The 24,840-nt window shown below is 47.5% G+C and carries 21 protein-coding genes; 17 read left to right on the top strand and 4 right to left on the bottom strand.

What is annotated here, in order from left to right:
* Positions 1-165: 165 nt before the first annotated feature.
* From PHQ97_11975 to PHQ97_11955, 5 genes are read left to right on the top strand one after another with little or no spacing between them, the layout of a single operon-like run.
* The gene (locus tag PHQ97_11975) at positions 166-1,749 is read left to right on the top strand and encodes a restriction endonuclease subunit S (GenBank protein MDD4393449.1); all 1,584 of its coding nucleotides are present in this window, start codon (positions 166-168) and stop codon (positions 1,747-1,749) included.
* The gene (locus tag PHQ97_11970; GenBank protein ID MDD4393448.1) at positions 1,749-2,321 is read left to right on the top strand and encodes a zeta toxin family protein; all 573 of its coding nucleotides are present in this window, start codon (positions 1,749-1,751) and stop codon (positions 2,319-2,321) included. The genes PHQ97_11975 and PHQ97_11970 overlap by 1 nt, the downstream gene beginning before the upstream one ends.
* Complete coding sequence (locus PHQ97_11965) at positions 2,318-2,494, top strand: hypothetical protein (protein ID MDD4393447.1); 177 nt, start codon at positions 2,318-2,320, stop codon at positions 2,492-2,494. The genes PHQ97_11970 and PHQ97_11965 overlap by 4 nt, the downstream gene beginning before the upstream one ends.
* Before the next feature lie 2 nt (positions 2,495-2,496).
* On the top strand, positions 2,497-4,101 hold the full coding sequence (locus PHQ97_11960; protein ID MDD4393446.1) for an AAA family ATPase: 1,605 nt from the start codon (positions 2,497-2,499) through the stop codon (positions 4,099-4,101).
* Positions 4,098-4,967, top strand: coding sequence for a hypothetical protein (locus PHQ97_11955; GenBank protein ID MDD4393445.1), 870 nt, complete (start codon positions 4,098-4,100; stop codon positions 4,965-4,967). Before PHQ97_11960 ends, PHQ97_11955 begins: the two co-directional genes overlap by 4 nt.
* A 690-nt stretch (positions 4,968-5,657) precedes the next feature.
* Here the strand turns inward: PHQ97_11955 and PHQ97_11950 are convergent.
* Positions 5,658-7,199, bottom strand: a complete 1,542-nt coding sequence (locus tag PHQ97_11950; GenBank protein ID MDD4393444.1) for a YifB family Mg chelatase-like AAA ATPase — start codon at positions 7,197-7,199, stop codon at positions 5,658-5,660.
* A gap of 555 nt (positions 7,200-7,754) precedes the next feature.
* Here PHQ97_11950 and lpxC point away from each other — a divergent pair.
* The 7 genes from lpxC (at position 7,755) to PHQ97_11915 (ending at position 15,142) form a co-directional block, all read left to right on the top strand.
* Positions 7,755-8,666, top strand: a complete 912-nt coding sequence (gene lpxC, locus PHQ97_11945; GenBank protein ID MDD4393443.1) for a UDP-3-O-acyl-N-acetylglucosamine deacetylase — start codon at positions 7,755-7,757, stop codon at positions 8,664-8,666.
* 152 nt (positions 8,667-8,818) lie between these two features.
* A complete protein-coding gene (locus PHQ97_11940; protein MDD4393442.1) occupies positions 8,819-9,388 on the top strand; it encodes a DUF4390 domain-containing protein in 570 nt (189 codons plus the stop codon).
* 18 nt (positions 9,389-9,406) lie between these two features.
* On the top strand, positions 9,407-11,644 hold the full coding sequence (locus PHQ97_11935) for an ATP-binding protein (GenBank protein ID MDD4393441.1): 2,238 nt from the start codon (positions 9,407-9,409) through the stop codon (positions 11,642-11,644).
* A 101-nt stretch (positions 11,645-11,745) separates the two neighbouring features.
* Complete coding sequence (locus tag PHQ97_11930) at positions 11,746-13,116, top strand: sigma-54 dependent transcriptional regulator (GenBank protein MDD4393440.1); 1,371 nt, start codon at positions 11,746-11,748, stop codon at positions 13,114-13,116.
* A gap of 24 nt (positions 13,117-13,140) precedes the next feature.
* Positions 13,141-13,692 (top strand): 16S rRNA (guanine(966)-N(2))-methyltransferase RsmD, encoded by a 552-nt coding sequence (gene rsmD, locus PHQ97_11925; protein MDD4393439.1) that lies wholly within the window; start codon positions 13,141-13,143, stop codon positions 13,690-13,692.
* Between the two features lie 54 nt (positions 13,693-13,746).
* Entirely contained in the window at positions 13,747-14,244 is a 498-nt protein-coding gene (gene coaD, locus PHQ97_11920; GenBank protein ID MDD4393438.1) for a pantetheine-phosphate adenylyltransferase, read from the top strand.
* Between the two features lies 1 nt (position 14,245).
* Entirely contained in the window at positions 14,246-15,142 is an 897-nt protein-coding gene (locus tag PHQ97_11915; protein MDD4393437.1) for a selenium metabolism-associated LysR family transcriptional regulator, read from the top strand.
* 43 nt (positions 15,143-15,185) lie between these two features.
* Here the strand turns inward: PHQ97_11915 and PHQ97_11910 are convergent, their stop codons facing one another.
* Both PHQ97_11910 and PHQ97_11905 read right to left on the bottom strand, forming a co-directional pair.
* Positions 15,186-15,767 (bottom strand): DedA family protein, encoded by a 582-nt coding sequence (locus PHQ97_11910; protein ID MDD4393436.1) that lies wholly within the window; start codon positions 15,765-15,767, stop codon positions 15,186-15,188.
* A complete protein-coding gene (locus PHQ97_11905) occupies positions 15,768-16,409 on the bottom strand; it encodes a protein-L-isoaspartate(D-aspartate) O-methyltransferase (protein ID MDD4393435.1) in 642 nt (213 codons plus the stop codon). It lies immediately after the preceding gene.
* A gap of 644 nt (positions 16,410-17,053) precedes the next feature.
* On the opposite strand from PHQ97_11905, the gene PHQ97_11900 reads away from it, so the two are divergent.
* A complete protein-coding gene (locus PHQ97_11900) occupies positions 17,054-18,052 on the top strand; it encodes an NAD-binding protein (protein MDD4393434.1) in 999 nt (332 codons plus the stop codon).
* Positions 18,053-18,150: 98 nt separating this feature from the next.
* On the opposite strand, the gene PHQ97_11895 is transcribed toward PHQ97_11900, so the two are convergent.
* A complete protein-coding gene (locus tag PHQ97_11895; GenBank protein MDD4393433.1) occupies positions 18,151-18,738 on the bottom strand; it encodes a 5-formyltetrahydrofolate cyclo-ligase in 588 nt (195 codons plus the stop codon).
* A 380-nt stretch (positions 18,739-19,118) separates the two neighbouring features.
* On the opposite strand from PHQ97_11895, the gene serS reads away from it, so the two are divergent.
* The 4 genes from serS to PHQ97_11875 all read left to right on the top strand — a co-directional run bounded on the left by serS (position 19,119) and on the right by PHQ97_11875 (position 24,590).
* Entirely contained in the window at positions 19,119-20,399 is a 1,281-nt protein-coding gene (gene serS / locus PHQ97_11890) for a serine--tRNA ligase (GenBank protein MDD4393432.1), read from the top strand.
* The gene (thrC, locus tag PHQ97_11885) at positions 20,389-21,891 is read left to right on the top strand and encodes a threonine synthase (GenBank protein MDD4393431.1); all 1,503 of its coding nucleotides are present in this window, start codon (positions 20,389-20,391) and stop codon (positions 21,889-21,891) included. The genes serS and thrC overlap by 11 nt, the downstream gene beginning before the upstream one ends.
* A gap of 120 nt (positions 21,892-22,011) precedes the next feature.
* Positions 22,012-23,721 (top strand): hypothetical protein, encoded by a 1,710-nt coding sequence (locus PHQ97_11880; GenBank protein MDD4393430.1) that lies wholly within the window; start codon positions 22,012-22,014, stop codon positions 23,719-23,721.
* Positions 23,722-23,834: 113 nt separating this feature from the next.
* Positions 23,835-24,590 (top strand): tetratricopeptide repeat protein, encoded by a 756-nt coding sequence (locus PHQ97_11875; protein ID MDD4393429.1) that lies wholly within the window; start codon positions 23,835-23,837, stop codon positions 24,588-24,590.
* Positions 24,591-24,840 lie beyond the last annotated feature (250 nt).

Here is a 24,840-nt window from a genome sequence, read left to right as displayed (position 1 = left end):
TCTGGCAAACATATGAACGCGAGAATCTGGGGGAACTTTCAGCCCTCGCCTTCTCTCAGGTACCGAGCAGCAGCTTAACGATAACCGGATTTTTCGTCAAGCTCGAAAAACTGGATCATCGAGTATATACAATTAATTCAGATACGCGACTTAGGGCCAAATCCTGTGCCTGTGTATATTCCAAAAGACCTGGCATCAAAGTTTTGCACCAAAGGGGATATTCTACTTGGACGATATGGCGCATCAGTAGGAAAGCTTTTTTGGGCATTCGATGGTGCATATAATGTTGCTTTAGCAAAAGTTATACACTCACCTAAAATTATCTGCCCTAAATTCTTATTTTTGACGCTTGAATCAAATGTTTTCCAAAGACATCTCTATTCGGCGAGTAGATCAGCACAGGCTGGTTTTAACAAAGGGGATATTCATCCAATTGTTCTTCCTTTTCCTCCATTTGCAGAACAAAAACGCATCGTAGCCAAAGTCGATGAGCTGATGGCACTGTGCGACAAACTGGAAGCCCAGCAGCAAAAACGCCGCAAGCTGCAAGCCCTCACCCGCACCACCGCGCTGGACGCACTCGCCAACGCCCAAAGCTCCCACGAACTCAAAACCGCTTGGTTGCGGGTTCAGGATCATTTGCCGTTGCTGTTGGATGGGCCGGATAGTGTCGATGCCTTGCAAAGCTTGCTCGCGAAACTTGCGGTTCGAGGTTTTTTTTCTAAATCCTCACAGGATAATGTACAACTTGAATCTATTATCACAACAACGAACAAGGTACGAAAAGAGTACATGAAAAAAAAGTGGCTGAGGAAACAAAAGGTCGTTGGCAAAGCTAAAATCGAAAATCATATCTATCCCAGACACTGGGCGGTTGTTGCGTTTGATGAAGTTGCCATTGTAATTGGAGGAATCACTAAGGGCAGAAATTTAAAAAATCGGAAGACAGCTTTTTACCCATATCTTCGGGTTGCAAATGTACAAAGGGGTTACTTTGATCTTTCTGGAATGAAAGAAATTGAAGTACCAATGGATGAATATGAAAAGTACCAGCTTATGGAAGGAGACCTACTGATAACCGAAGGTGGTGATTGGGATAAAGTGGGTCGTACGGCCATCTGGCATGAACAGATTGGACATTGCTTACATCAAAACCATATTTTTAAGGCTCGCGTGCCCTCAGAATTGATTCTGAATGAATGGGTTGAGTTAGTCTTTAACTCAGATGTCGGCAGAGACTACTTTGCAGGTGCTTCAAAGCAAACAACGAATCTATCCTCAATTAATATGACCCAACTTAGAAATTTTTATTTTCCGGTTCCGCCTCTCTCGGAACAAAATGAAATTTTAAAACGCCTTAAACTTATGATAGAAATATCCCGAACACTGCATAACCAATTGCTAAAAGCACAAACCGTTTCTGGATTTTTTGCTCAATCCGCCATCGCCGCAATCACCGGCACCCACATCAAGGACAAAGAGACCATGAAAGCCCCTGAAACCGAACTGGTAACCAAGCTGAAACTGGCGGCAAGTCCCAACAACCAGTACCATGCACCGCTTTGCGCCATCCTGGCCGGACACCGCGGTGAACTCTCGGCAAAAGCGTTGTGGAACTATTCGGGACTTACGATCGACGGATTCTACCAGCAACTGAAAACCGAAATGGCACGCGGATGGATCGTGGAACCCCAAAAAGCGCGGGTCATTGAAAAGGCGGTTGCGCTGGAAAACGCGGGGGTGCCCTGATGCCCACCTGTTGGATCATCGCCGGTCCCAACGGCTCGGGCAAAACCACCTTTGCCCTGGATTATCTGCCCAAGGTGGCCGGTTGCACCCATTTTCTCAACGCGGATTTGATCGCCTCCGGTCTTTCGCCCTTGGCACCGGCGCGTGAGCTTGTGGCGGCAAGCCGAATTTTTTTGAAAGAAATTGAAGCGAGCATTGCCGGGGGTGTGGACTTTGCCTTTGAAACCACCCTTTCGGGCCGGGGGCATTTAAAACTCATCAACCGCCTGAAAAAGGCCGGCTGGCAGGTCGAACTCATTTATCTGGCACTGCCCAGTATTGAAATGTCCAAACTGCGCGTTGCCGAGCGTGTTGCCCATGGGGGTCATGACATTCCGATAAAGGATATTGAACGCCGCTTTCCGCGCAGTCTCTGCAATTTATTATCCGATTTCAGCAGTGCGGCGGACCGCTGCGTCTGCTTTATGAATGATAGCGACGACCCGGTGCTGGTTTTCGAGCAACAGGGAGAAATCCGGAACATTCTTCATGACGAATATTTTACGCTGTTATCAAAGGAGTCAGGATTATGATTTCCACCCATAAAACAACCCCTTCGGAAAAAAACAAAGAGATATTAGAAACACTCAAAAAAACGGTGGCAGAAACCCTTGAGAAAAAGCGTAAACTTGGCCACTATTCGGTAATCTGGGATGGTAAAAAGCCCGTACAACAAGGTGCCGATGCGCCACTTTCCAAGGATTGACCATGCATATTCAACGGTTGAAGATCAGGGATTTTCGCAATCTGAAGGATTTTGAAATTTCGTTCACGCCATCGACAGAAGATCCTGATGGGGGCAGGCGCAATTTTAACTCCCACGCCGTTATCGGCCAGAATGGTTCGGGTAAGTCCAACCTGCTGGAAGCGATCATCACCATCTTCCGGGATCTGGATTTGAACAATGCCGCCAGCCTGGACTATGAGATGGATTACTCCCTGCGCGGCCATAGCATAAACTTGGTAGCCGCATCCGGAAAGAAACCCAAGGTGGTCATCGACGCTGAGCGCAGCTCTGCGGTTGCTTTGGCCGAGCATGCCCGGGAGTACCTGCCGTCCCACGTTTTCGCCTATTACTCCGGCAAGAACGAACGCATCGAGCAACTGTTTCAGGCCCACCAGAAACGATTCACCCAACTGCTGCGCAATGATCAGGACGAACTGATCCGCCGCCTGTTCTATTGCCGGGGCGGCCACAGCCGGCTGGTATTGCTGGCCTGTTTGTTGTCCCGGGATCCGGTGTTCACAAGCCTGCTGAAAGACCTGAACATTCTCGAGCTGGATTCGGTCTTGTTCGTATTGAAACAACCCTATCACCTGAAACGCACCCTGAATGAAGACGACCTGCTCAATGGCGACAATCGCTTCTGGTATGCCCGGGGCACGGTGGTAATCGGGTTTCTGGACAAGTTATGGCAACTGGCCGTCGCGCCAATAGACGAAGTCAAATCAAAACAGCTGGATTTCCGGGGCCGCAGTGAAAAGCAAGCGCAGCTGTATCTGTTTCTGCCCGACAAGCAGGCGCTGGAAAAGCTCGGCGAACTGGTCGGCCCGCCGGAAATCTTTTTCCGCTATGCCGAAGGCGCTTACATCGGAGATCTCATCGACGAGGTACGCATCAGCGTCAAACACAAAGACAGCCAGGGCAATATCAGCTTTGACCAACTCTCCGAGGGCGAGCTGCAACTGCTGACCGTGCTGGGGTTGATGCGCATCACCAGTCAGGATCACTGTCTGTTCCTGCTGGACGAGCCCGATACCCACTTGAACCCCATCTGGAAACTGCACTACTTTGACAAGATTCAAAACGTCCTTAAACAGAATGAAGACAAAACCCTGACGGGCGATTCGCAAATCATCATCACCACCCACGACCCCATGATGGTGGGTAGCCTGCGCCGTGAACAAGTGCGTATTTTTCACAAAGAAAACGGCAGATTGATTGTTGACATGCCGGACCAACATCCGCAAGGCATGGGGGTCACAGGCCTGCTCAAGAGTGAGCTGTTCGGCCTGCGCTCCACCGTGGACTCGGAAACCCTGCGCCGCCTGGATCGCCGCAACTACCTGTTCGCCATCGGTGATCGCTGTACCAAAGCAGAGGATGAAGAGCTCAAGCACCTGAGCGACGAACTCTCCGATCTGGGTTTTGCCAAAGATTTTAAGGACCCCTATTATGCCAAATTTGTGAGCAAGATGGCGCAACACACCAAATTTCACAAGGAGATTCTGACGCCGGAGGAACAACAAGAGCAGGATGCCATCGCCGATGTCATCATCGATGAAATTTTGCGGGAGGAAAAGGCCGAATGATCTTTATTGATTTTGAAGGCAAAACGCCCGCTAATACCCCGGCACACCCCGATTTCCCCAGCTGGAAGCCTTGGACCCAGGAACGCTGGAATCAATGGCTGCAGACATCCCAAGACTATGCCGAACAGTTGCAGTCGCTGCATCAACAGGGAAAAATGGCAGAGCGCAACCAAATTATCGACGATCACGCCGGCCATTGGGGCAAGCTGAAGCTCTGGTTGCAGGTGCTTTCCTTAGGCAAGTGCTGGTTTTCCGAAGTGCGTGAACTCTACTCCCATTACGATGTGGAACATTTCCGTCCGAAAAAAGAAGCCAGAGAATTGGACGGCACCGTGCGCGATGGCTATTGGTGGCTGACGTTCGATTCCACAAACTTCCGGCTCTGCGGCAATGTCGGCAACCGTAAGAAAGGCGGCTGGTTTCCCCTGAAAGCAGGGACCAACTGCTCGGTATTCGATAATCAGTGCGAAGAGTCTGAATCTCCCTACTTGCTCGATCCTACCGACCTGTATGACGTCAATTTGATTGCATTTGACGAAGAAGGCAACGCCATACCCGCCCCACGCGACTCCGAATGGGAGGCACAACGGGTGGATGAAACGATCAAGCGCTTGAAGCTCAACGAGCATGAGCCTTTAACTGAAGAACGCAAGAACATCTGGCAAACTGTTTCCCGCGAGATCGAGCAATATCTCACAGCAAAATTACGTTGTAGCGGAGGCAATAACCCGGCTGCAAAAGAGAAAGTGCGATATCATCTCAAAACCATTCGAGCGATGACCCGCAGCAGAGCAGAACTGTCAGCCGTTGCTAAATGGTGTCTGATCTTTCGTAACGATCCGCAGTTGTTGAGGTTGATAGCGTGAACATCCGATACGAACCACCATGCATGATAAAACACAAAAAAAACAGGTAAATTATGCTATTTTACCAAAGAGCACACCAGATTGCTTAACGTGCTTTCCATGATTGTAACGTGTCCTAACGTCGTCCTTTCAGGACTCATGCCCGTATGGTTAATTCAACCGGCGGTTAAAACCACCGGCTATACGACTCAACCCCTGTCGGGGTTCCTGTTGAAATCAATTTCGTTTAACTCCATAATTGTTTTGCATAACGGATTGCGTTTTATCCATGGCCTCGAATGACAATCCAGCTACAAAATCGCGGTGGCCCCCTATCGCACAATCAGGAACCTTCTCCAAAAATAAATCCTTTCCCATCCTCTGTGATCGCTGAGAGCTCTGTGGCAATTTTTCCCTTTTCGAACAGATAACCAATTCCCCGACAAACCAAGAAAAGTTTCTTTATTCACCGTTTACTCCATGCTGCCGACTGCATACTCTCTTTTTCCTGGCGAATCTTCCCATTTCGGACGTCACGAAATATCCCCCCCCCCCTCCGCGTTCCTTGCGCCTCAAGCAAAGCGGGCGGGGAATCTTCTTTTTTTGCGCCTTCGCGCCTTTGCGTGAGATATCTTTCATCCTGTCTTAACCACACCCAAAAAGGCTGTATTAACCTGAACCGCAGAAACAGAAACAACATTCCCCAAAATTTCAAATTCCGCCCACTCCCCTGCCCCGGTCAAGGCTCCGGTACTGAATCGCCTCGGAAACATGTTCCATTAATATTTCCGGCCGGTTTTCCAGGTCCGCGATCGTCCGGGCCAGTTTAAGCACGCGGTTATAGGCACGGGCTGACAGCGACAGTTTTTCCATGGCGACTTCCAGCAGGTTTGAAGCGGTTTTATCAATCCGGCAGAAGGCATTGATATGCCGGGTGCCCATCTGGGCATTGCAGTAAATAGGGGCGCCGGCAAAGCGGTCCGACTGGATCTTCCGGGCCGCGGCCACCCGTTCCCGAACGGTTTCCGAAGATTCGGATGCGATTTTTTTCTTCAGATCCCGATAGGGAACGGCCGGCACATCCACATACATATCGATGCGATCCAGCAGCGGACCCGATACCCTGGAGCGGTATTTCTGAATTTGATGCAGACTGCAGGTGCATTCATGTTTCGGATCTGAATAGTATCCGCACGCGCATGGATTCATCGCGGCGACCAGCATGAATGAAGACGGATACGTAATGGTGAACGATGCGCGTGAAATGGTAACCTGCTTATCTTCAAGCGGCTGGCGGAGTACCTCCAGCACATGCTTCTTAAACTCGGGAAGCTCATCTAAAAACAGCACCCCGTTATGCGCCAGACTCACCTCCCCGGGCCTGGGGACATGGCCGCCACCAATCAGGCCGGCATCGGATATGGTATGATGCGGTGCCCGGAACGGCCGTTGCGTGACCAACGCCTGATCTTTTTCAAGCAGGCCGACCACGCTCAGAATTTTGGTGGTTTCGATGGCCTCGTCAAATGTCAACGGCGGCAGAATTCCTCGAAGCCGCCTGGCCAGCATGGTTTTCCCCGAACCCGGAGGCCCGGTCATCAGTAGATTATGCCCTCCGGCAGCGGCAATTTCCAGTGCCCGTTTGGCATGTTCCTGGCCCAGCACGTCAGAAAAATTTTCCTCTATTCGGTCCGGTCCGTCCAGAATCCCGTTCGAATCGATTTCTTCAGGGATAATAGCCGTCCCGAAACGGAAATATTCAACGACCTCTGAAAGATGATTTGCCGCCAGGACTTTAATCCCACTGACCACGGATGCTTCCTGACGATTATCGCTGGGCACGACAATCCCCGAATATCCCGCCTGTTTTGCCGTCAGGGCCATCGGCAGCACACCCCTGACGGACTTGATACGCCCGTCCAGAGAAAGCTCACCCAGAATCAGATATGCTGACAGGGTGTTTTCCGGAATAATCCCGGTAGCCGCCAGTATTCCCAGCGCAATGGGCAGATCAAAGCCCGTGCCTTCCTTTTTAATGTCGGCCGGGGCCAGATTTAGCGTAATTCTGTCATCCGGAAAGTTATACCCGGAATTGTGTATCGCGGATTTAACCCGTTCCTTGCTTTCCTTGACGGATGTTTCCGGAAGTCCAACCGTTGTAAACGATGGCAGACCGCATGCGATATCGATTTCAACTTCCACCAGATACGCATCAATTCCGATCACCGCACTGCTTAATACTTTGGCCAGCACACTTCCTCCTTCCGGCTCTTTTTAACGCACGGGTTACATTAATCCCGATTTATTTATCCCCCTGTTAAAAAACCTGAGTTTTCAATCATATTGCCGAGACCCTTACTGCCCGTAAAATTTTCTTTCCTTATCAAACCAAAAAGGCTATTATTCCTACAATTAATCGTTAAATATTATTTCAGTAACCAAGACGGGGTGTTGCTGCCGGCTGAAAAACAATTCGTCATCCGCCGGATACTTTTTTTTACCGGTTTGATTGTAGCGGGGCAGCGTTTCATCTTTACACATAACTATTTAAACCGTAATACAATATAGCCATAAATTCTTTGTACATACTTAATTAAACAATCGCTTTAAAAGCAATATTAAATATGACATATGAATTGCTTGCAAGTCAATCCTGACAAAGTATCAAAAAAAAAATATCTGCGGTTTTGCCCGCGTCAGGCCAAAAAAACAAGCCTTAAAACACATGGACCATACATACTGTCAAACGCATTATCTTATCAAAAACATGTCTACCCGATTCTGGTCCCTGAAGAGGATACATTACCCATGAGTATATATTTACGGCAGCGAACGATTTCCAGACCGGCCACCTGTTCAGGAATAGGCGTCCACTCAGGCAGAGAGGTCAGCCTGACAATCAAACCGGCACCCGTTAACCATGGCATCAAGTTTATCCGAACCGATCTTCCGGGCAGACCGGAAATAGCTGCTCATTTTAATAAGGTCGTGGACACCAGCCTCGCCACGGTTATCGGATATGACGGTGTTATCATATCCACTATCGAACATATCATGGCCACGTTTTCCGCGTTCTCGATCGACAACGCGCATGTTGAAGTCAATGACTATGAGTTGCCCATCATGGATGGAAGCGCCGCCCCGTTTGTATCCATGATCAGACAGGCAGGCGTTATTGAGCAGGAAGCGCCAAGATATTTTTTTATTGTTAAAAAAACCATCGCATTGCATCAGGGGGACAGGAGCGTCGTTATTTATCCGTCACCCATTTATAAAATTACCTGCAACATCGATTTTAAACATCCCCTGATCAATCAACAGTCCCTTACAATCGATGTCACTGAAAAAACGTTTGAAAACGAAATTGCCGGAGCCAGGACATTCGGGTTTCTTCATGAACTAGAATATCTGAAAAAATATGGATTTGCGCGGGGAGGGGCACTGGATAACGCGATAGTGATCGACAAGCATAATATCCTCAATCCGGATGGGCTGAGATTTCCGGATGAATTCGTGAGGCACAAGATTCTCGACTGCATAGGGGATTTTTCTCTCCTGGGAATGCCCATTTTAGGACATGTGGTGGCAACGCGATCCGGACATTTTTTCAACCACGAATTCCTTAAGCAGTTTTTCAATCAGAAGGGGTCATGGGAAACGTCGTGTCTTCATAAACTCAGTGAACCGGGCAGTTGCGCAACAAAACATCTTGCCATTTGAGGGGGCTTTCGCTATGAACCTGAAGCATATCGTATAACAATAAGAACGGCTGAATGTTCCATGAGGATTTTCTGCAGCATCACAGTCAGATGCCTGAACCGGTTTTAGCTGCCATTGATATGGCCTTACTGAATTTGCACCGACGATTTATTATGATAAAAAAGACACATCGAACCATTGCAATGTTGATAGCGGGGCTGCTGATTTTTTTACAGGTAACCGCTTTTGCACAGGATGCCAGGCTGGCCGATATTATCGTGACAAACACCCGGGATGATCTTCTCGTCTATCTGAACGTGGAGGGGGCATTCAGGGAAAAAATAAAAACAGCGATTTTCAGCGGCGTCCCCACCACATTCTCATTTTTCATAAACCTGTACCAGACCCGTGGATTCTGGCTTGACAAGCGTATTGCCGATATCGAGGTCAGCCACACGATCAAATACAATACGCTGAAAAAAAATTTTGTTATCACCCGCTCCTGGGACACGAATAACCCCGCCATCACCGATTCATTTACCGAAGCCCGAAAACTGATGACCGAAATCGACAGCTTACGGATCATCTCTCTGAATAATCTGGAAAAAGGGCGGCAGTATCAAATCCGGGCAAAAGCCGAACTGAGCAAACGCACCCTTCCTTTTTATCTTCACCATATTTTATTTTTCATGTCATTATGGGATTTTAAAACTGATTGGTATACCATCGACTTTATTTATTAACCATACAGGTATACCGTTATGATTCCCAAAACTCCGCTCTTACAATCACTGTCTGAAATTTCAGAAGCTGACCGCAGACGTAGAAAACGCGAATGTATAATAATCATTGCCATTATCGCAGTGGTTACCGCGCTTACCTTTGCCGAAAACAGAGTCATCCACTTTGGCGCGGACTTTCCCGTTTCAAATACGATTCTGATGTTTGTTTTAATCAACATCAATCTGCTTTTATTGCTTTTATTGATTTTTCTCGTATTCAGGAATTTGGTCAAACTCCTGTATGACAGAAAGCGCAATGTAATGGGGGCGAAGCTCCGCACCCGCCTTGTGGTGACGTTTATATCCCTGACCCTCCTGCCGGCAGTCATTCTTTTTTTCTTTTCCATCAATTTCATCACATCCAGCATCGCCTTCTGGTTTAACGTACCCGTTGAACAGGCACTTGAAAATTCAATAAATGTCGGCCGACGTCTGTATTCGTACACAGAAGAAAACAACCGTTTTTTTCTGGAACAGATTGCCTGTCAAATCCAGACCAAAAATTATCTGGCGCCTGAAAAACTCGACGAGCTGTCTCATTATATTCAGGTAGCTCAACGGTCATTTAACATTCATGCCGTAGAAGTATACGCCCAGAATTATAACCGCATCAGCCTGTCTGTTTCTCCCCAGCTGGAACAGCAAACGATTGAACCTGTCTCAAGAGATAGCCTTCGTAAAAATCCGGAAAAAATGCCTGTCAGATCCATTTCCCAGGCCGTTGACTCCGGCGAGCTCATCCGGACCATCGGAACCGTGCCGTTTGGAGAACCGCACGCTCAAGCCAATGCATTTGTCGTGCTCTCCGTACTGATTCCACCGGATCTATCCGCACACATGGCATCCATATCAAGAGGCGTGGAGCAATATCAGCAGATCAAACTGATGAAAAAGCCCATACAGGTGACGTATTATATTACATTGTCCATTGTCGGGCTTCTGGTTGTTTTCTGTGCCATATGGTTCGGCTTTTACCTGGCCAAAACCATCAGCATCCCATTAATGGAACTGGCAGAAGGAACCCGGAGAGTGGCCGAAGGCGATCTGAGTGTCAGCATCAGCCGGGTTGCCGATGATGAAATCGGAACGCTGGTTGAATCATTTAACAAAATGACCCGGGATCTGAGAAACAGCCGTGAGCAGCTGCAGCTGTCCGCCCACAAACTTCAGGAACAGAATGCGGAAATCGAGGAACGACGACAGTATATGGAAATTGTACTGAAAAACGTCTCTGCCGGGGTCATCACGCTGAATGCTAACGGCATCATTACCACCATCAACACATCAGCCGAAAAAATGCTGACCCTTAAATCCTCGGAGATTCTCAACAAAAGCTATAAAAATCTGTTAAAAACCCATTTTTTGGACATGACGGACGAATTGATTGAAACGCTCAGCGTTTCCAGATCCGATGCCGTGGAACGCCCCCTTAAACTTAAAATCAATGGACGGCCCAGAAGCTTTCTGGTGCATGTCAATGCCCTGAAAAACGATATGGGCAATCATATCGGCATCGTAATGGTGTTTGACGATCTGACCGAGCTGGAAAAAGCCCAGCGAATGGCAGCCTGGCGCGAAGTGGCCCGCCGCATCGCTCACGAAGTAAAAAATCCGTTAACACCGATCTCGCTCTCGGCACAGCGGCTCCAACGAAAGTATTCAGGGAGCCTTAATGAAAAAGTGTTTGACGAGTGTACTCAAATGATCATAGATCATGTGGACTTGATTCGTAACATCGTCAATGAATTTTCCGCCTTTGCCAGATTCCCCACGGCCTCCCCCCTCAGCTGCCAGCTGCCACCCATTATCAACGAAACCATTGCCCTTTATAAAGAAGGGCATCCTGACATTCATTTTGACTTTCACTTGCCAGACCAGATACCTGAACTGAAAATTGACCGAAAACAGATCAAGCAGGTCTTTATCAATCTGATTGATAATGCCGTCAGCGCGCTGAAAGAACAGGGCTGTGTTATGATCTCTCTGTCTCACGATCCGATTCTGAACCTGATTCGGGTGGAAATCGCCGATAACGGCCCCGGTATAACCGATGAGCTGAAGACCCGGTTATTTGAGCCGTATTTTTCGACAAAATCATCCGGTATGGGGCTGGGCCTGACCATCGTCAATACGATTATTACCGATCACAACGGAATGATCCGGGTTCAGGACAACCAGCCGCGCGGGGCAAAATTCATCATTGAACTGCCGACATGATTTTTTGATTAAAACCAATTCAGCTCTTGGTTGAAAAAGCACATTATGATATTTATCATTAATTTCTCGGATCCATCCAACACCATACAAAGGAATGACTGATGTTTCCTTCTATTTTGATTGTTGACGATGAACCGTCGATCCTGCAATCGTTAAGCGGGCTTCTCTCGGATGAAGGCTTTGAGGTCTCTACAGCCTCTAACGGATATGAAGCATTGAAAACGATAGAAATGGAATCCCCTGATCTTGTTTTACTGGATATATGGATGCCGGGTATTGACGGCATTGACACGTTAAAAGAAATCCGGAAAATCAATCCGCATATCCCGGTCATCATGATTACAGGTCACGGCACCATTGAAACCGCTGTAAAGTCATCAAAAATAGGCGCTTATGACTTCATTGAAAAACCGCTTTCTATCGATAAAACCATCGTCTCCATCAACAATGCCCTGAATTTCAGGCGGCTTGAGGAAGAAAACCACTATTTACGAAAAAAAATGATTGAAAAACATTCGATAACCGGAAACAGTCAACCGATTATTGAACTGAAAAAACAGATCGCGCTGGTTGCACCCACGGATGAGGGTATTCTGATCAGCGGCGAAAACGGAACCGGCAAAGAACTGGTCGCCAGAACAATTCACCAGTTCAGCCGCCGTTCAGAGCATCCAATGATTGATATTCATTGCGCCATGATTCCGGATGAGCACATCGAAAGTGAACTCTTCGGTCATGAAAGAGGGGCATTCCCCGGCGCTGCCGCTAAAAACATCGGAAAATTTGAACTGGCTTCCAAAGGAACCATTTTTTTTGACGAAATCGCAGATATGAGCCTGAGAACCCAGGGCAAAATCCTCCGGGTGCTGGAAGAACGCAAATTCCAACGGCTGGGCGGCACACGAACCTTTAACGCAGATATCCGGGTCATCGCCTCGACGAACAAAAATCTGGAAAAAGAAATCGAAAAAGGATCGTTCCGGGAAGATCTGTATTATCGTCTCAATGTCATACCGATCGAAGTTCCGCCACTGAGACATCGACTCGATGATCTTCCACTGCTGATCAACCTGTTTCTTGATGAATCGGCCATACGGCTTCCATCTCAAAAAAAGACCATATCACCAGGGGCGGTTCAAATGCTCCGCCGCTACGACTGGCCCGGGAATATCCGGGAACTGAAGAACCTTGTTGAACGGTTAACCCTGATGGTCACCACCGCCATCATTGACGAGTCTGACATCCCGACGCCCTACAACCCGATTGACCGGCGTTTAAATGATTCCATCGAAGACAGGCTCTTTTCCGTTGATAAACTCGATGAAGCCAAAGCCTTGTTTGAAAAAGAATTCATTCGGAGGAAACTTGAGCAGCATCAGCATAACATCGAAAAAACCGCCGCTGTTTCAGGTATCGAAAAAAATTATTTATACGCCTATGTCAACAGGTTAAAACGCCAATCGCCTGTTTGACGAACAGGTTATAAGGATGTTGCTTTGAGAGTCATCGCGGGAAATCTGAGAGGCAAAACACTTTATTCGGTTCGGGGCACAGATGTCAGACCGACGGCAGACCGTCTGAGGGAGTCTATTTTCAATATTTTATACGGACAAATCCATAACAGAACGGTACTGGACCTGTTTTCCGGAACAGGGGCGCTTGGAATCGAATCTCTGAGCCGGGGAGCCGATCATGCGGTGTTCATCGATAACAATACCGCTGCATTGTCTATAATCAAACGAAACATCGAATCCTGCGCGCTTGAAAAGCAATCAACTGTCGTCAGATGGGATATCAGCAAAAATCTGCACTGTCTGGCATCCTTACAAAAAGAGTTTGATCTGGTATTAATGGATCCGCCATATAATCGAGGTCTTCTCAGGCCGGCGCTGTACCATCTTCATCTGAGCAGGCTGCTCACAGCCGGTTGCCGGATCGTGGTGGAGCACAGCCCTCTGGAGACGGTTCCGGAGGATTTAACCATGTACACATGTGACGATCAGAGAAAATACGGCCATACGCGGGTCACTTTTTTGACCTATCAATAACGATGACACCCCGGCATCCGTTCGATGCCGGGATTATACAGGAAAGCGGAGCCCATGCAGAGAACAGCGATCTATCCCGGTTCGTTCGACCCTGTCACCAACGGACATATTGACATTGTCAGAAGAGGGTTAAAATTATTTGACAGGATCATCGTGACCATTCTTCACAATCCGGCCAAGCAGACGCTTTTCAGCGTAGACGAACGCCTGGAACTGATGGAACTCAGCCTGAAAAAATATCCAGACGTCGAGGTGGCCGCCTTTGACGGTCTGCTGGTGGATTATGCTGTCAAACGAAACGCCCATGCCATTCTCAGAGGTATGAGGGCTGTATCCGATTTTGAACTTGAATTTCAGATGTCGCTCATGAACCGAAGGCTGAACCGGGAGATTCAAACCGTGTTCCTGATGACCGGACTTCAATGGATCTTCACCAGTTCTTCTATTATCAAAGAAGCTGCCCGGTTTGGGGGAGACATCAGCCGGATGGTTCCGCAGGTCGTGAATCAACGGTTGAAAGAAAAATTTGCGGCAATGAAAGAATCCGACTGATATGGATATTTGGCAATTATCGATATTTTGTAAGGTAGTCGAATTGAAAAGCTTTTCCAATGCGGCAAAAGCCGTCTGTCTTTCCCAGCCGACCGTCAGCAGCCACATCAAGGATCTGGAAGAACATTTTTCATGCCGGCTCATCGACCGGCTATCCAAAGAAGCGGTCCCGACTCAGGCAGGCAAACTCCTCTACGGTTACGCGTGCCGGATCATTGCTTTAAAAAAACAGACAGAAACCGCTCTGTCTGAATTCCATGGAACCATCAAAGGGCATCTGACAATCGGGGGAAGTACGATCCCCGGTGTTTATGTCCTTCCCAGATTAATGGGCGCATTCAAGACAAGTTATCCCGACGTCACCCTATCCATACAAATCGCAGATACGGAAAGCATCATTCACGAAATTCTGGCCGGCAATCTGGATTTCGGTATTGTCGGCGCCCGGACCGGCAATAAAAGCATCCATCAGGAGCTGCTGATTGAAGATGAAATGCAGCTTATCGTTCCTTCCGATCACAAGTGGGCGGGGAAAAAAAGCATCGCTTTAAAACACATCTTCAAGGAACCCTTTATCGTCCGCGAACGTGGCTCCGGCACTCTGGCCTCACTTCAGTTCAGTCTTTCTCATATTGGATATGGTATCGATCACTTTAATATCAGCGCAGAGCTGGGCAGTACGGAGGCAATCCGGCAGGGCATCAAAAATCATCTGGGCCTTTCAATCCTGTCTTCTCTGGCGGTTGCAGAAGATCTGCAGACGGGCAGCCTTAATGCGGTTTCTATTTCCGATTTGAATTTAAAACAGTTTTTTTATATCACCCGGCACAAACATCGCAGCCTGCCCCCGCTTTGTGAAACATTTATTGACTTTATCTGTCATCAAATCAACCCATAAGGGTCTTGCCGGACACTGGCATGCAAACCGGGGACATGTCGGGTTAAAACAAATATTTGATCAGTGCAAACCCCGCCACGATCAGCACGGTAACTCCCACAGCCAGCATATTGAAATATTTATCAATAAAGGTCTGTATTTTCGCACCGAAGGTGTATATCAGCGCGCCGATCAAAAAAAACCTTGCCGATCTGGACACCGCTGAAGCCACTGTAAATACGAGAAAATTAATATCAAACGCACCGGCGGAAATCGTAAACACCTTGTAGGGGATCGGCGTAAAGCCGGCAACAGCGATGGCCCACGCGTCATATTTTATATAAAGGGCTTGAATATAATCGAATTTATCGGCCAATCCGTACAGGCGGATGATATGATCCCCGATACCGGCCATAAACTGCCAGCCAATAAAATACCCCAGGCACCCCCCGGTAACCGAACCGACGGAACAGATCAGCGCATATGAAAACGATCTGGCAGGAGCGGCGATTGCCATGGCTATCAATAATATATCGGGCGGTATCGGAAAAAAAGAAGACTCGCAGAAAGCAAGAATAAAAAGAGCCCATGTTCCATATGGAGTTTGGGCCCATTTCAAAATCCAGTCATAGAGATTTCTCAGCATCTACGCTTCCCAGCCATGCTCACCCACCAGTTTTACAAACCGGCATCCCCCGAGATTTTTCGTATGAATCCCGTCTTCATCCCGGGTGATTCTGATAAGTTCCTGAGAATATTCATTTCCAACGGGAATCACCATACGTCCCCCGTCCGCCAGCTGATTCACCAGGGGCTGAGGAATTTCCGGAGCGCCTGCGGTCACAATGATAGCGTCAAACGGACTCTCATCTTCCCACCCGGTTGTGCCGTCGGAATATTTGGTCACGATATTATGGTAACGCAATTCACTGAACAGCCTGCGCGCGTTGACAAGCAAAGGATGGATACGTTCGATCGTATAGACACGAAATACAATCTGAGCAAGAATTGCCGCCTGGTATCCTGAACCGGTTCCGATTTCCAGCACCCGATCATCTTTGGTAAGTTCCAGCGCCTGGGTCATCTCGGCGACAATATAGGGCTGGGAAATGGTCTGCTGCTCACCGATTGGCAGGGGATAATCCCCGTAAGCCTGATCCATCAGTGCTTCACTTACAAACAGATGCCTCGGAACTTTACGGAATGCCGCCAGAACATTCGGATCGTTAATTCCTCGTGGCTCCAGCTGCCGTTTCACCATCTCTTCGCACAGGCGTTCATAGTTCATAATGGTTGTTTCCTCAATTCATGCGGGCCGGAATTATCATCCGATGGCCGCCGCCATCATCGGCACAATCCGCTTTCATAATGCCCTCAGGACTTCAAAAAAATCCGTCGGCAGCGCTTGCGATTCATTCTGATCCAGAATGTGGGGCGATGACGGGCTGATGTCTCAGTCCGCCCATAAGAGAGCTGGTTTACAGAAAAACAGCTCCCCTTTGTTTTATCAGGGATGAAACCGGCTGACCGGCTCTTTTATCCGTCTTATCCGGGCCCCTTCTTTTTTTCACACTATAGAATATTCCATGATTTTTCAACACAATGTTACTCCATCGCGAATGATAGTGATTGCCGTTTTTAAATTTTATCCATATATTATATCATTAAATCAGCGCACTGCGGGCGGACTGATGAGCACTTCTTTTGAGGAAAAAGACAAGCGGCTTTTATCTTATAATCTCCTCAAGGGTACAAAGCACACGGCATCCAAACGTAGCGCCACTCAGCCTGTAACAGACGGATAAAAATAATTAAAAAATAAAAAATCCCAATGCTGTCAAACTGCCAATCCGGGCCAGGGCAAACCAAACCCTTGGATCAGGATAAAAAGCATTTTTTTATAAAAACCGCAATGAAAAATCAGGAAACCATATGAATCGTGCACATCACCTTATCATTGTCTCAATACTGATGATACTGGTAATCGCAATCGGAACTGCCGGATACATGGCCATTGAAGGATGGGATCTTATCGATTCACTGTATATGGCGGTCATAACACTGACGACCGTCGGATATGGAGAGATTCACAAGGTCAGTAAAGCCGGACAAATTTTTACCATTTTTTTTATATTTACCGGCGTAGGCATTTCGATGTATGTTCTTGGGGCCGTTGTACAATTTGTGATTGAAGGACGGATTCAACAAATTCTCGGGAGAAGACGCGTGGACAAAAAGATACTGCAGCTGTCAGGTCATTATATCGTTTGCGGATATGGACGTATCGGACAGGTGCTGTGCAAAAAAATGACAACCCGGCACAAAGAACTCGTTATCATCGAAAATGATGCGGCCATATCCGAGGTACTGGATAAAGACACCCTGCTGCATATAATCGGTGACGCCACGGATGAATCCATACTGTTGAAAGCCGGAATTAAACAGGCGGCAGGCCTTGTCGCAGCACTGGGAACCGATACGAAAAATGTGTTTCTGGTTCTGACCGCCCGGCAACTGAACCCGTCCATTTATATTATGGCCAGAGCCAGTCATCACACCTCAAAATCCAAGCTCACCGCCGCCGGCGCAAACCAGGTGGAATTTCCGTACGATATCGGTGCCGCCAGAATGGCACAGCGGATCCTTCGCCCAACGGTGACAAGCTTTCTGGATATGGCATTTACCCATCACCGCAAAGACATCCAGATGGAGGAATTCCCGGTCGGTGCCCATTCACCGCTGGCAGATGTCATGTTGAAAGCCTCTGGCATCCGCCAGAATTACAATCTGATCATCATTGCCATTAAAAAAGACGACGACACCATGATGTTCAATCCTTCATTTGACACCATCCTCCGCCCCGGCGATACGCTTGTAGCCGTAGGAGAAGAGGCCAATCTCAAAAAACTGGAAAAGATTTTACTGCCCTGATATTTATAACCATTATCAATCGAGGGGCAGCTGGTTTTCGGATATTTTCAAATGACACCGCTTTTTTCGATAAAATCGGAATAAAATGATTGAAGCCGCTATATCTTGTAGATTACCCGTTCTTCTGTCACAATGATATCAACCTGTTTATCATGAGATTCCATTGGCACCTGGTCTACAATCTGGCTCTCAAACGCTAATGATACTTTTCGGGTCGTCATTGACAACTTTGGAATCAGTCTGTCATAATATCCTTCGCCTTTTCCGAGTCTGCTTCCCTTTTCATCGAATACGATCCCCGGAATGATAGCGATATCGATCCGATCGATGGGGACTTCTTTACACAGGGTCTGTTCCGGTTCCGGAATTCCCCTCACGCCGGGCTTCAAATCGGTGGCCAGCGTATCCACCTTGAAAAGTTTTATTTGTCGTTTTTCAGACCGGAATGCCGGAAGAACGACCAATTTATTTAAAGCAAAGCACCTTTCAATAATTCTTTTTGTCATGATCTCATGAGCACTGTTAATATAGAGCAACACAATGTTAGCCTCCAGAAAATTGGCAAATTCAAGCAACCGCTTTTCAACTTGACTTGTCTTTTCTATCAGCTCTTTTTCTGACAGCGCGTCTAATTTTTTTGCTACTTCGTCTCGTAAATTTTGTTTTTTTTCCCGAATTTCATCCATATCTCTTCTCCGTAGCAGTTAATTTTCAAATCTTGTAAGATATACATAATATTACAATAATGTCAACTTCCGATAATCATTGACTCAACTGACCGTACATGGTACTTTTTTAAGCGTATTTAGTCGAAATCAATGCCCCTGATTTCCAACGCTGTAAACAGTGTCTGAACGAACATCCGATAATTTTTACAAGCTCAAAGCGGCCGAAAGCTTTAACTGATTGAATGTATTCCGTATTCTCTGGATCTAAATTTTCGTCCGATGCGAAAACCAGAGATAGCCAGCGGTTTTCATTCGGACACTGAATGCATAAAAAGGACAGGGCAACATAACCGGATAAACGTTTCAAATTATAATTTTCACTAAAAATAGGAACTGTTATGCTGGAAATCAAGTACGTCAGACAGAATCTAATGGAAGTCCAAAAATCGCTTTCAACACGGGGAGAAATTGCTGCCCTCGACACCTTTATTCATTGCGATAACCAGCGCAGATCGATATTGGTTGAAATTGAGGATTTGAGACACAATCGAAATGTCGTATCGGATCAGATCGCCCGGATGAAAAAAACCGGTGAAGACGCTGAAGATCTGATGTCACAAATGCGCGAAGTGTCCACAAAAATCAAAGAACTGGACAAGTCACTGTCGGAATATGACGAAAAAACCAATGCCATTCTGATGCAACTGCCCAATATTCCTCACCGATCTGTTCCCATTGGCAAAAGCAGTGAAGACAACCCGGTCGTCCGGAAGGTCGGGGACCCTCCGGTCTTCGATTACGATCCCCTGCCCCACTGGACATTGGGCGAATCATTACAAATTCTTGATTTTGAACGGGCAGCCCGAATTACCGGCGCCCGATTTCCACTCTATTTCGGGGCCGGCGCCCGAATGGAAAGAGCCCTGATCAATCTGATGCTCGATACCCATACAACCGAACACGGTTATAAAGAGGTTCTCCCGCCGTTTATCGTAAACCGGGACAGCATGACGCATACCGGACAGCTTCCGAAATTTGAGGAAGATCTTTTTAAACTGGAGGGGTTGGATTATTTCCTGATCCCGACGGCGGAAGTTCCTGTCACCAATATCCATTATAACGAAATATTGGATGAGGATAAACTGCCGATTTTATACACTGCCTATACCCCCTGCTTTCGTTCCGAAGCCGGGTCATACGGAAAGGACACCCGCGGGCTGATCCGCCAGCACCAGTTTAACAAAGTTGAGTTGGTTAAATTCAGCGTTCCTGAAACCTCCTATGATGAGCTTGAAAAGCTTCTCATCAATGCGGAAACCATTCTGCAGAAACTGGAGCTCCCCTACCAGGTGGTTAACCTGTGCACCGGGGATCTGGGATTTTCAGCCGCCAAGACATATGATATTGAAGTATGGATGCCTGCTCAGGGCGTTTACAGAGAAATCTCATCCTGCAGCAATTTTGAAGATTTTCAGGCCAGGCGATCCAATATACGATTTAAGCGAAAAGGGAAAAAAGGGACCGAACTGGTTCACACACTCAACGGATCAGGACTGGCGGTCGGACGCACCGTAGCGGCTATTCTTGAAAACTGCCAGCAGGCCGACGGATCGGTCATTGTACCAAAAATCTTAAGACCCTATATGGGGGGAATGGAACTTATAAAACATGAAATTTGAAGATTTTCCAGAACATATTCAACCTTATTTGATACCGGAGCCCAAAGGCTCCCTGATTTACCGCTGTCTGGGTTGCGGGCGCGAGTACGGTATTGAAAAACTGCTTTATATATGTCCGCACTGTGGACAGGTGCTGCTCATCCATGATGAAAATTTTGACCGGTTAAAGCGGATTCCCGGAAAAACCTGGCATCAAATTTTTGATTACCGAAAAATGGTAAATATCCCCGCGCTTAAGGGGATCTACCGATATCACGAATTTATCGGATCGGTGATACCGCTCGAGGCCGTCATCTACCTCGGAGAAGGCCATACACCGGTCATCAAGGCAAACGATTTGCTGCAGCAGCAGGTCGGAATGCCGTTTTATTTTAAAAATGACGGACAGAATCCAAGCGCGTCATTTAAAGACAGAGGAATGGCAAGTGCATTGACGTATATCAACTTCCTGATCCAGCAGGGAATTGTATCCGACGTGCTGGCGGTATGTGCCTCTACCGGTGACACCTCTGCATCGGCTGCTCTTTATGCGGCCTATTTGCAGCCGCACATCAAGTCGGCGGTACTGCTTCCTCACAAAAAAGTTACTCCCCAGCAGCTTTCCCAGCCCCTCGGCAGTGGCGCGCGGGTATTTGAAATCCCGGGTGTATTTGACGATTGCATGAAAGTTGTCGAAGCGCTATCGGAAAACTACAATGTGGCGCTGCTGAATTCCAAAAATTCCTGGCGCATCCTTGGGCAGGAATCCTACGCCTATGAAATCGCACAGAATTTTGAATATGACATGGCAGACAAAGTCATGGTTCTGCCCATCGGTAATGCCGGCAATATTACCGCGGTGATGAACGGTTTCATGAAATTTTTCGAAGCCGGCATTATAAACACACTCCCCAAGATCATCGGGGTTCAGTCCGAGCATGCCAATCCGGTTTACCGATATTATCTGGAGCCGGATGCATCCAGACGAAAATTTATTCCCGTCACCGTAAAACCCAGCGCGGCTCAGGCGGCCATGATCGGAAATCCTGTTTCAATGCCCCGGGTCATCCATCTGGTGGATCAGTATAATACCCTGTCCGGCAGACAGAATGTATTCTTCGAGCAGGTCTCAGAGCAATCCATCATGGACTGGCAGATTACTTCCAACCGCAACGGCCATATTGCCTGTACCCATGGAGGAGAATCGCTGGCCGGACTTATTTGCGCGTTAAAGCGCGGAACCGTTACCGACCGGGAAACGGCGATTGTCGATTCTACGGCACATGCACTCAAATTTTCAGGGTTTCAGCAGATGTATTTTGAAAACGCGTTCCCGGAAGAATTTGGAATCACTGCAAAGGCACACTTGATCAATCGCCCGGAATTAATCCATCCCAAAAATCTGAAGGACGTTCCGGCTCCCGGCAAACCCCTGACAGGTGAGGCCATGGATCGATTTATTCAACGGGTATCGGATGATATCGCTTCAAAACTGGATTTGAAAAAAGTGTAATTTTCTATGATGCCAAACCGCCGCACCCTGTTATTCATCGGTTTAGTTCACATATGCATTTTTTGTTTCCCGGGTTCACCCGGATTTACATACAGTCGTGCACTGTCGTATAAAAGTTATGTGGTTCTAAAGGACGGGGGGCGGGATATTCTGTGTGATGCGTATACGGTACGCAGAAATGACTATGTACTGAAACTGTTCAGGGAACGCGGGGAAATCTCCCAGTCGGATTTCCCCGCGTTCCTGGCTATTTTCCAGCGTATCAACCCGCATATTCCGGACGTCAATCAAATTCAGCCCGACCAGGATGTATATATCCCCCTGAAGATATTATCCAGCGGGATGCTGCCCGGACAAGCCTCCGGAGTAGTAACCCTGCCGTTTGTCACCGTATCCAAAGCATGTGATATTATTAAAGCCTATTCTAAAACCTGTCAAATCAAAAAAGGCGATTATGTCTCACGCCTTATCTCAAATGAATTCGGAGCGTTTAACTCCCGTCAATACCGGGAAGGGATCAAGCTGTTTAAACAGATAAATCCTGAAATTACCGATATCAATAAAATCTACCTCAATCAGATTGTGCTTATCCCCCAGCGATCCCTTACGGATCGGCCCTGGTATTCCGAGCTGTTTGACCCATCCGGAAATGCAGTCAGCCGCCTGAAACATGGAAAAGCCGGGCCGCTGCCCCCCACGGGGACCATAACGGCCGAATTTAAAACATCGCCGGCGATTTCCGCGGCCGCTCCAATGAATCCACCCGAAACGCCGTATCACCTGGCCGCCTCCATCCTGCATGCCCGCTTGGACAAAAACGGAACGACCTATTTCCCCAGAAAGGGGCGTCAGGATTTCAAGCTGGATCTTTCCCGGTTTCCGGTCATGAATTTTGAAAAGGGCCGACGGCTCCTGTTTATCGAATCAGATGACAGAAATAATGAGACGTTGGATCTAAACTGCGTTAAATCCTTCTGGAAAAACGTCAGTACCGTCAAAATTGCCCCAAATCCTTCGGTGGCGCAACTGATGGATGCGATTTTTCAATCTCTGGATGCAGATGTCGCCAAAAACAAATTGACCGTTGCAGATGGCAATATAAACATTGATGTGTCGGCACGCTGGATCATTCGCCAACCCATGCCGGACACCAACATAACCGGCGACCGGATCTGCATCACGTTGATCGATCATCCCGAGCAGCGTACGCCCGACTCCTTATGCCGATACCTCAGAGAACATCTGATCGAAGTACAGGACAAACTGCCAGGCACTCAACCCAATACTCTAACGCCTGCAACTGATAGCCAACAGTCATCCAGTGCAGGAATTACCATTTCATCATCTGATCGGAAAAGCATCGTCAGCCAGATAGCCGAGGTCATGGGATCTGACTATGATCCCAATGTTACGTTCACATTCCCATACGCCGGAATCCAGATCAGCGCCATTTCCAACCTCATCACCGACCGTGACGGCCGATGCCTCCTGGTTGATTATGGTAATTTATATGGTGACGCCATCGACTCGATCCAACAGAACGGAATGCGGATCATTCAGATTCTGCCGGGCGATACGTTGCAATCGATTATCACAAAACTTATTTCCGCCATGGAGGTGCAATTCACCGAAGACCCGATATTTTATGGCGCCAGACGGCCGGCCCTTTACAATACGGCCATCACGATCCCGGGTTTTTTAGTTTCAGACTCAAAAAAGCGTAAAATGCTGTTAACTGCTGAAACGGTCAACAAGCATCTGCATCAATTTTTAAATGAACAACACATGGATGTCATCCAAATTCGTTATACGGACCATCATAAATTTTAAAGAGCAATGAACATGCTGACGGGCGGTGCGCCAGATGCGATTACTCGGCCCCTGATGCCTGTGAAAGGATAAAGACGCATTTTCTGCTATATACTGTCAAAGGAATCACAAAAATGAAACAACGCCATATCTGCTGCCTGTTAATGATTATCTGTCTGCTGACGATTTTATCCTGCGCCTCCGGACCTGACCGTGTACTTTTACGACAACAGGGCGAGGCATCGAGAAATCTGGCCGAAGCCTATATGGCCGATGGCAACTTCACATCGGCGTTGAGGGAGCTTTTAAAAGCGAAACCGATAATCCCCGACGATCCTTTTCTGCATTATGATCTGGGGATAGTCTATATGGCGAAAAAACGACATGAGTTGGCTATCGAAAGCTTCAAAAAAGCAATTGCGCTGAATCCGGATTATATCCCGGCCCGCAATAACCTCGGCACCGTATACCTGGCGCAAGAACACTGGGATGCGGCCATTGAAGTTTTCAAGGAACTTTCCGGCAATCTTCTCTACGGCACACCCCATCTCCCCCTATTCAATTTAGGATGGGCCTATTACAACAAAAAAGAGTATCGACTGGCTGAAAAATATTATCTGGAAGCATTGAAAATTGAGCCCAAGTTTGTCATCGCGATGAAAAGCCTGGCAAAGACCTATATTAAAATGGGAAAAATTCCAGAAGCAATTGATAGACTGGAAGCTGCCGTAACCATGGCGCCAAAGTTTCCGGAGTTGTATTTTGATCTCGGGGAGGCATACGAACTGGCAGGCGACAGGAATAAGGCCGTTTCCGCCTACCGGAAAGTGGTTTCCATCAACCCGGAATCTGATATTGGAGGCAGGGCCGCTGACAGATTAAAAAAATGACGCGATCGGCATATGGAAAGCAGGAATATATTGAATATTTTATAAGATCATTTTTTCAGCATGTTACATTCAAAAACCTAACCGGACACGACTGTGACGGAATGGGAGTTTTTCTGATATTTTTAGCCCGATGGCGATAAATTTTCTCCCATTCCCCACCCCCCAAGTGACAAAGCAGTTACCCGTTTCGACATTCCCTCTAATACTGGTAATATTCTGAAATAAATTAATATTTTTTGAGGAACATCTG

Source organism: Desulfobacterales bacterium (genome assembly GCA_028704555.1).
In the GTDB taxonomy this organism is placed as follows: Bacteria; Desulfobacterota; Desulfobacteria; order Desulfobacterales; family JAQWFD01; genus JAQWFD01.
The sequence above is the reverse complement of the archived record's forward strand: the minus strand, read 5'-3'. Positions and strand labels throughout refer to the sequence as shown.

Excerpts from the sequence above, each read along its gene's own strand:
- PHQ97_11970 (MDD4393448.1), top strand. The coding sequence starts at position 1,749 with ATGCCCACCTGTTGGATCATCGCCGGTCCCAACGGCTCGGGCAAAACC.
- PHQ97_11965 (MDD4393447.1), top strand. The coding sequence starts at position 2,318 with ATGATTTCCACCCATAAAACAACCCCTTCGGAAAAAAACAAAGAGATA.
- PHQ97_11960 (MDD4393446.1), top strand. The coding sequence starts at position 2,497 with ATGCATATTCAACGGTTGAAGATCAGGGATTTTCGCAATCTGAAGGAT.
- PHQ97_11955 (MDD4393445.1), top strand. The coding sequence starts at position 4,098 with ATGATCTTTATTGATTTTGAAGGCAAAACGCCCGCTAATACCCCGGCA.
- lpxC (MDD4393443.1), top strand. The coding sequence starts at position 7,755 with ATGAGTATATATTTACGGCAGCGAACGATTTCCAGACCGGCCACCTGT.
- PHQ97_11940 (MDD4393442.1), top strand. The coding sequence starts at position 8,819 with ATGATAAAAAAGACACATCGAACCATTGCAATGTTGATAGCGGGGCTG.
- PHQ97_11935 (MDD4393441.1), top strand. The coding sequence starts at position 9,407 with ATGATTCCCAAAACTCCGCTCTTACAATCACTGTCTGAAATTTCAGAA.
- PHQ97_11930 (MDD4393440.1), top strand. The coding sequence starts at position 11,746 with ATGTTTCCTTCTATTTTGATTGTTGACGATGAACCGTCGATCCTGCAA.
- coaD (MDD4393438.1), top strand. The coding sequence starts at position 13,747 with ATGCAGAGAACAGCGATCTATCCCGGTTCGTTCGACCCTGTCACCAAC.
- PHQ97_11915 (MDD4393437.1), top strand. The coding sequence starts at position 14,246 with ATGGATATTTGGCAATTATCGATATTTTGTAAGGTAGTCGAATTGAAA.
- PHQ97_11910 (MDD4393436.1), bottom strand. The coding sequence starts at position 15,767 with ATGCTGAGAAATCTCTATGACTGGATTTTGAAATGGGCCCAAACTCCA.
- PHQ97_11905 (MDD4393435.1), bottom strand. The coding sequence starts at position 16,409 with ATGAACTATGAACGCCTGTGCGAAGAGATGGTGAAACGGCAGCTGGAG.
- PHQ97_11900 (MDD4393434.1), top strand. The coding sequence starts at position 17,054 with ATGAATCGTGCACATCACCTTATCATTGTCTCAATACTGATGATACTG.
- PHQ97_11895 (MDD4393433.1), bottom strand. The coding sequence starts at position 18,738 with ATGGATGAAATTCGGGAAAAAAAACAAAATTTACGAGACGAAGTAGCA.
- serS (MDD4393432.1), top strand. The coding sequence starts at position 19,119 with ATGCTGGAAATCAAGTACGTCAGACAGAATCTAATGGAAGTCCAAAAA.
- thrC (MDD4393431.1), top strand. The coding sequence starts at position 20,389 with ATGAAATTTGAAGATTTTCCAGAACATATTCAACCTTATTTGATACCG.
- PHQ97_11875 (MDD4393429.1), top strand. The coding sequence starts at position 23,835 with ATGAAACAACGCCATATCTGCTGCCTGTTAATGATTATCTGTCTGCTG.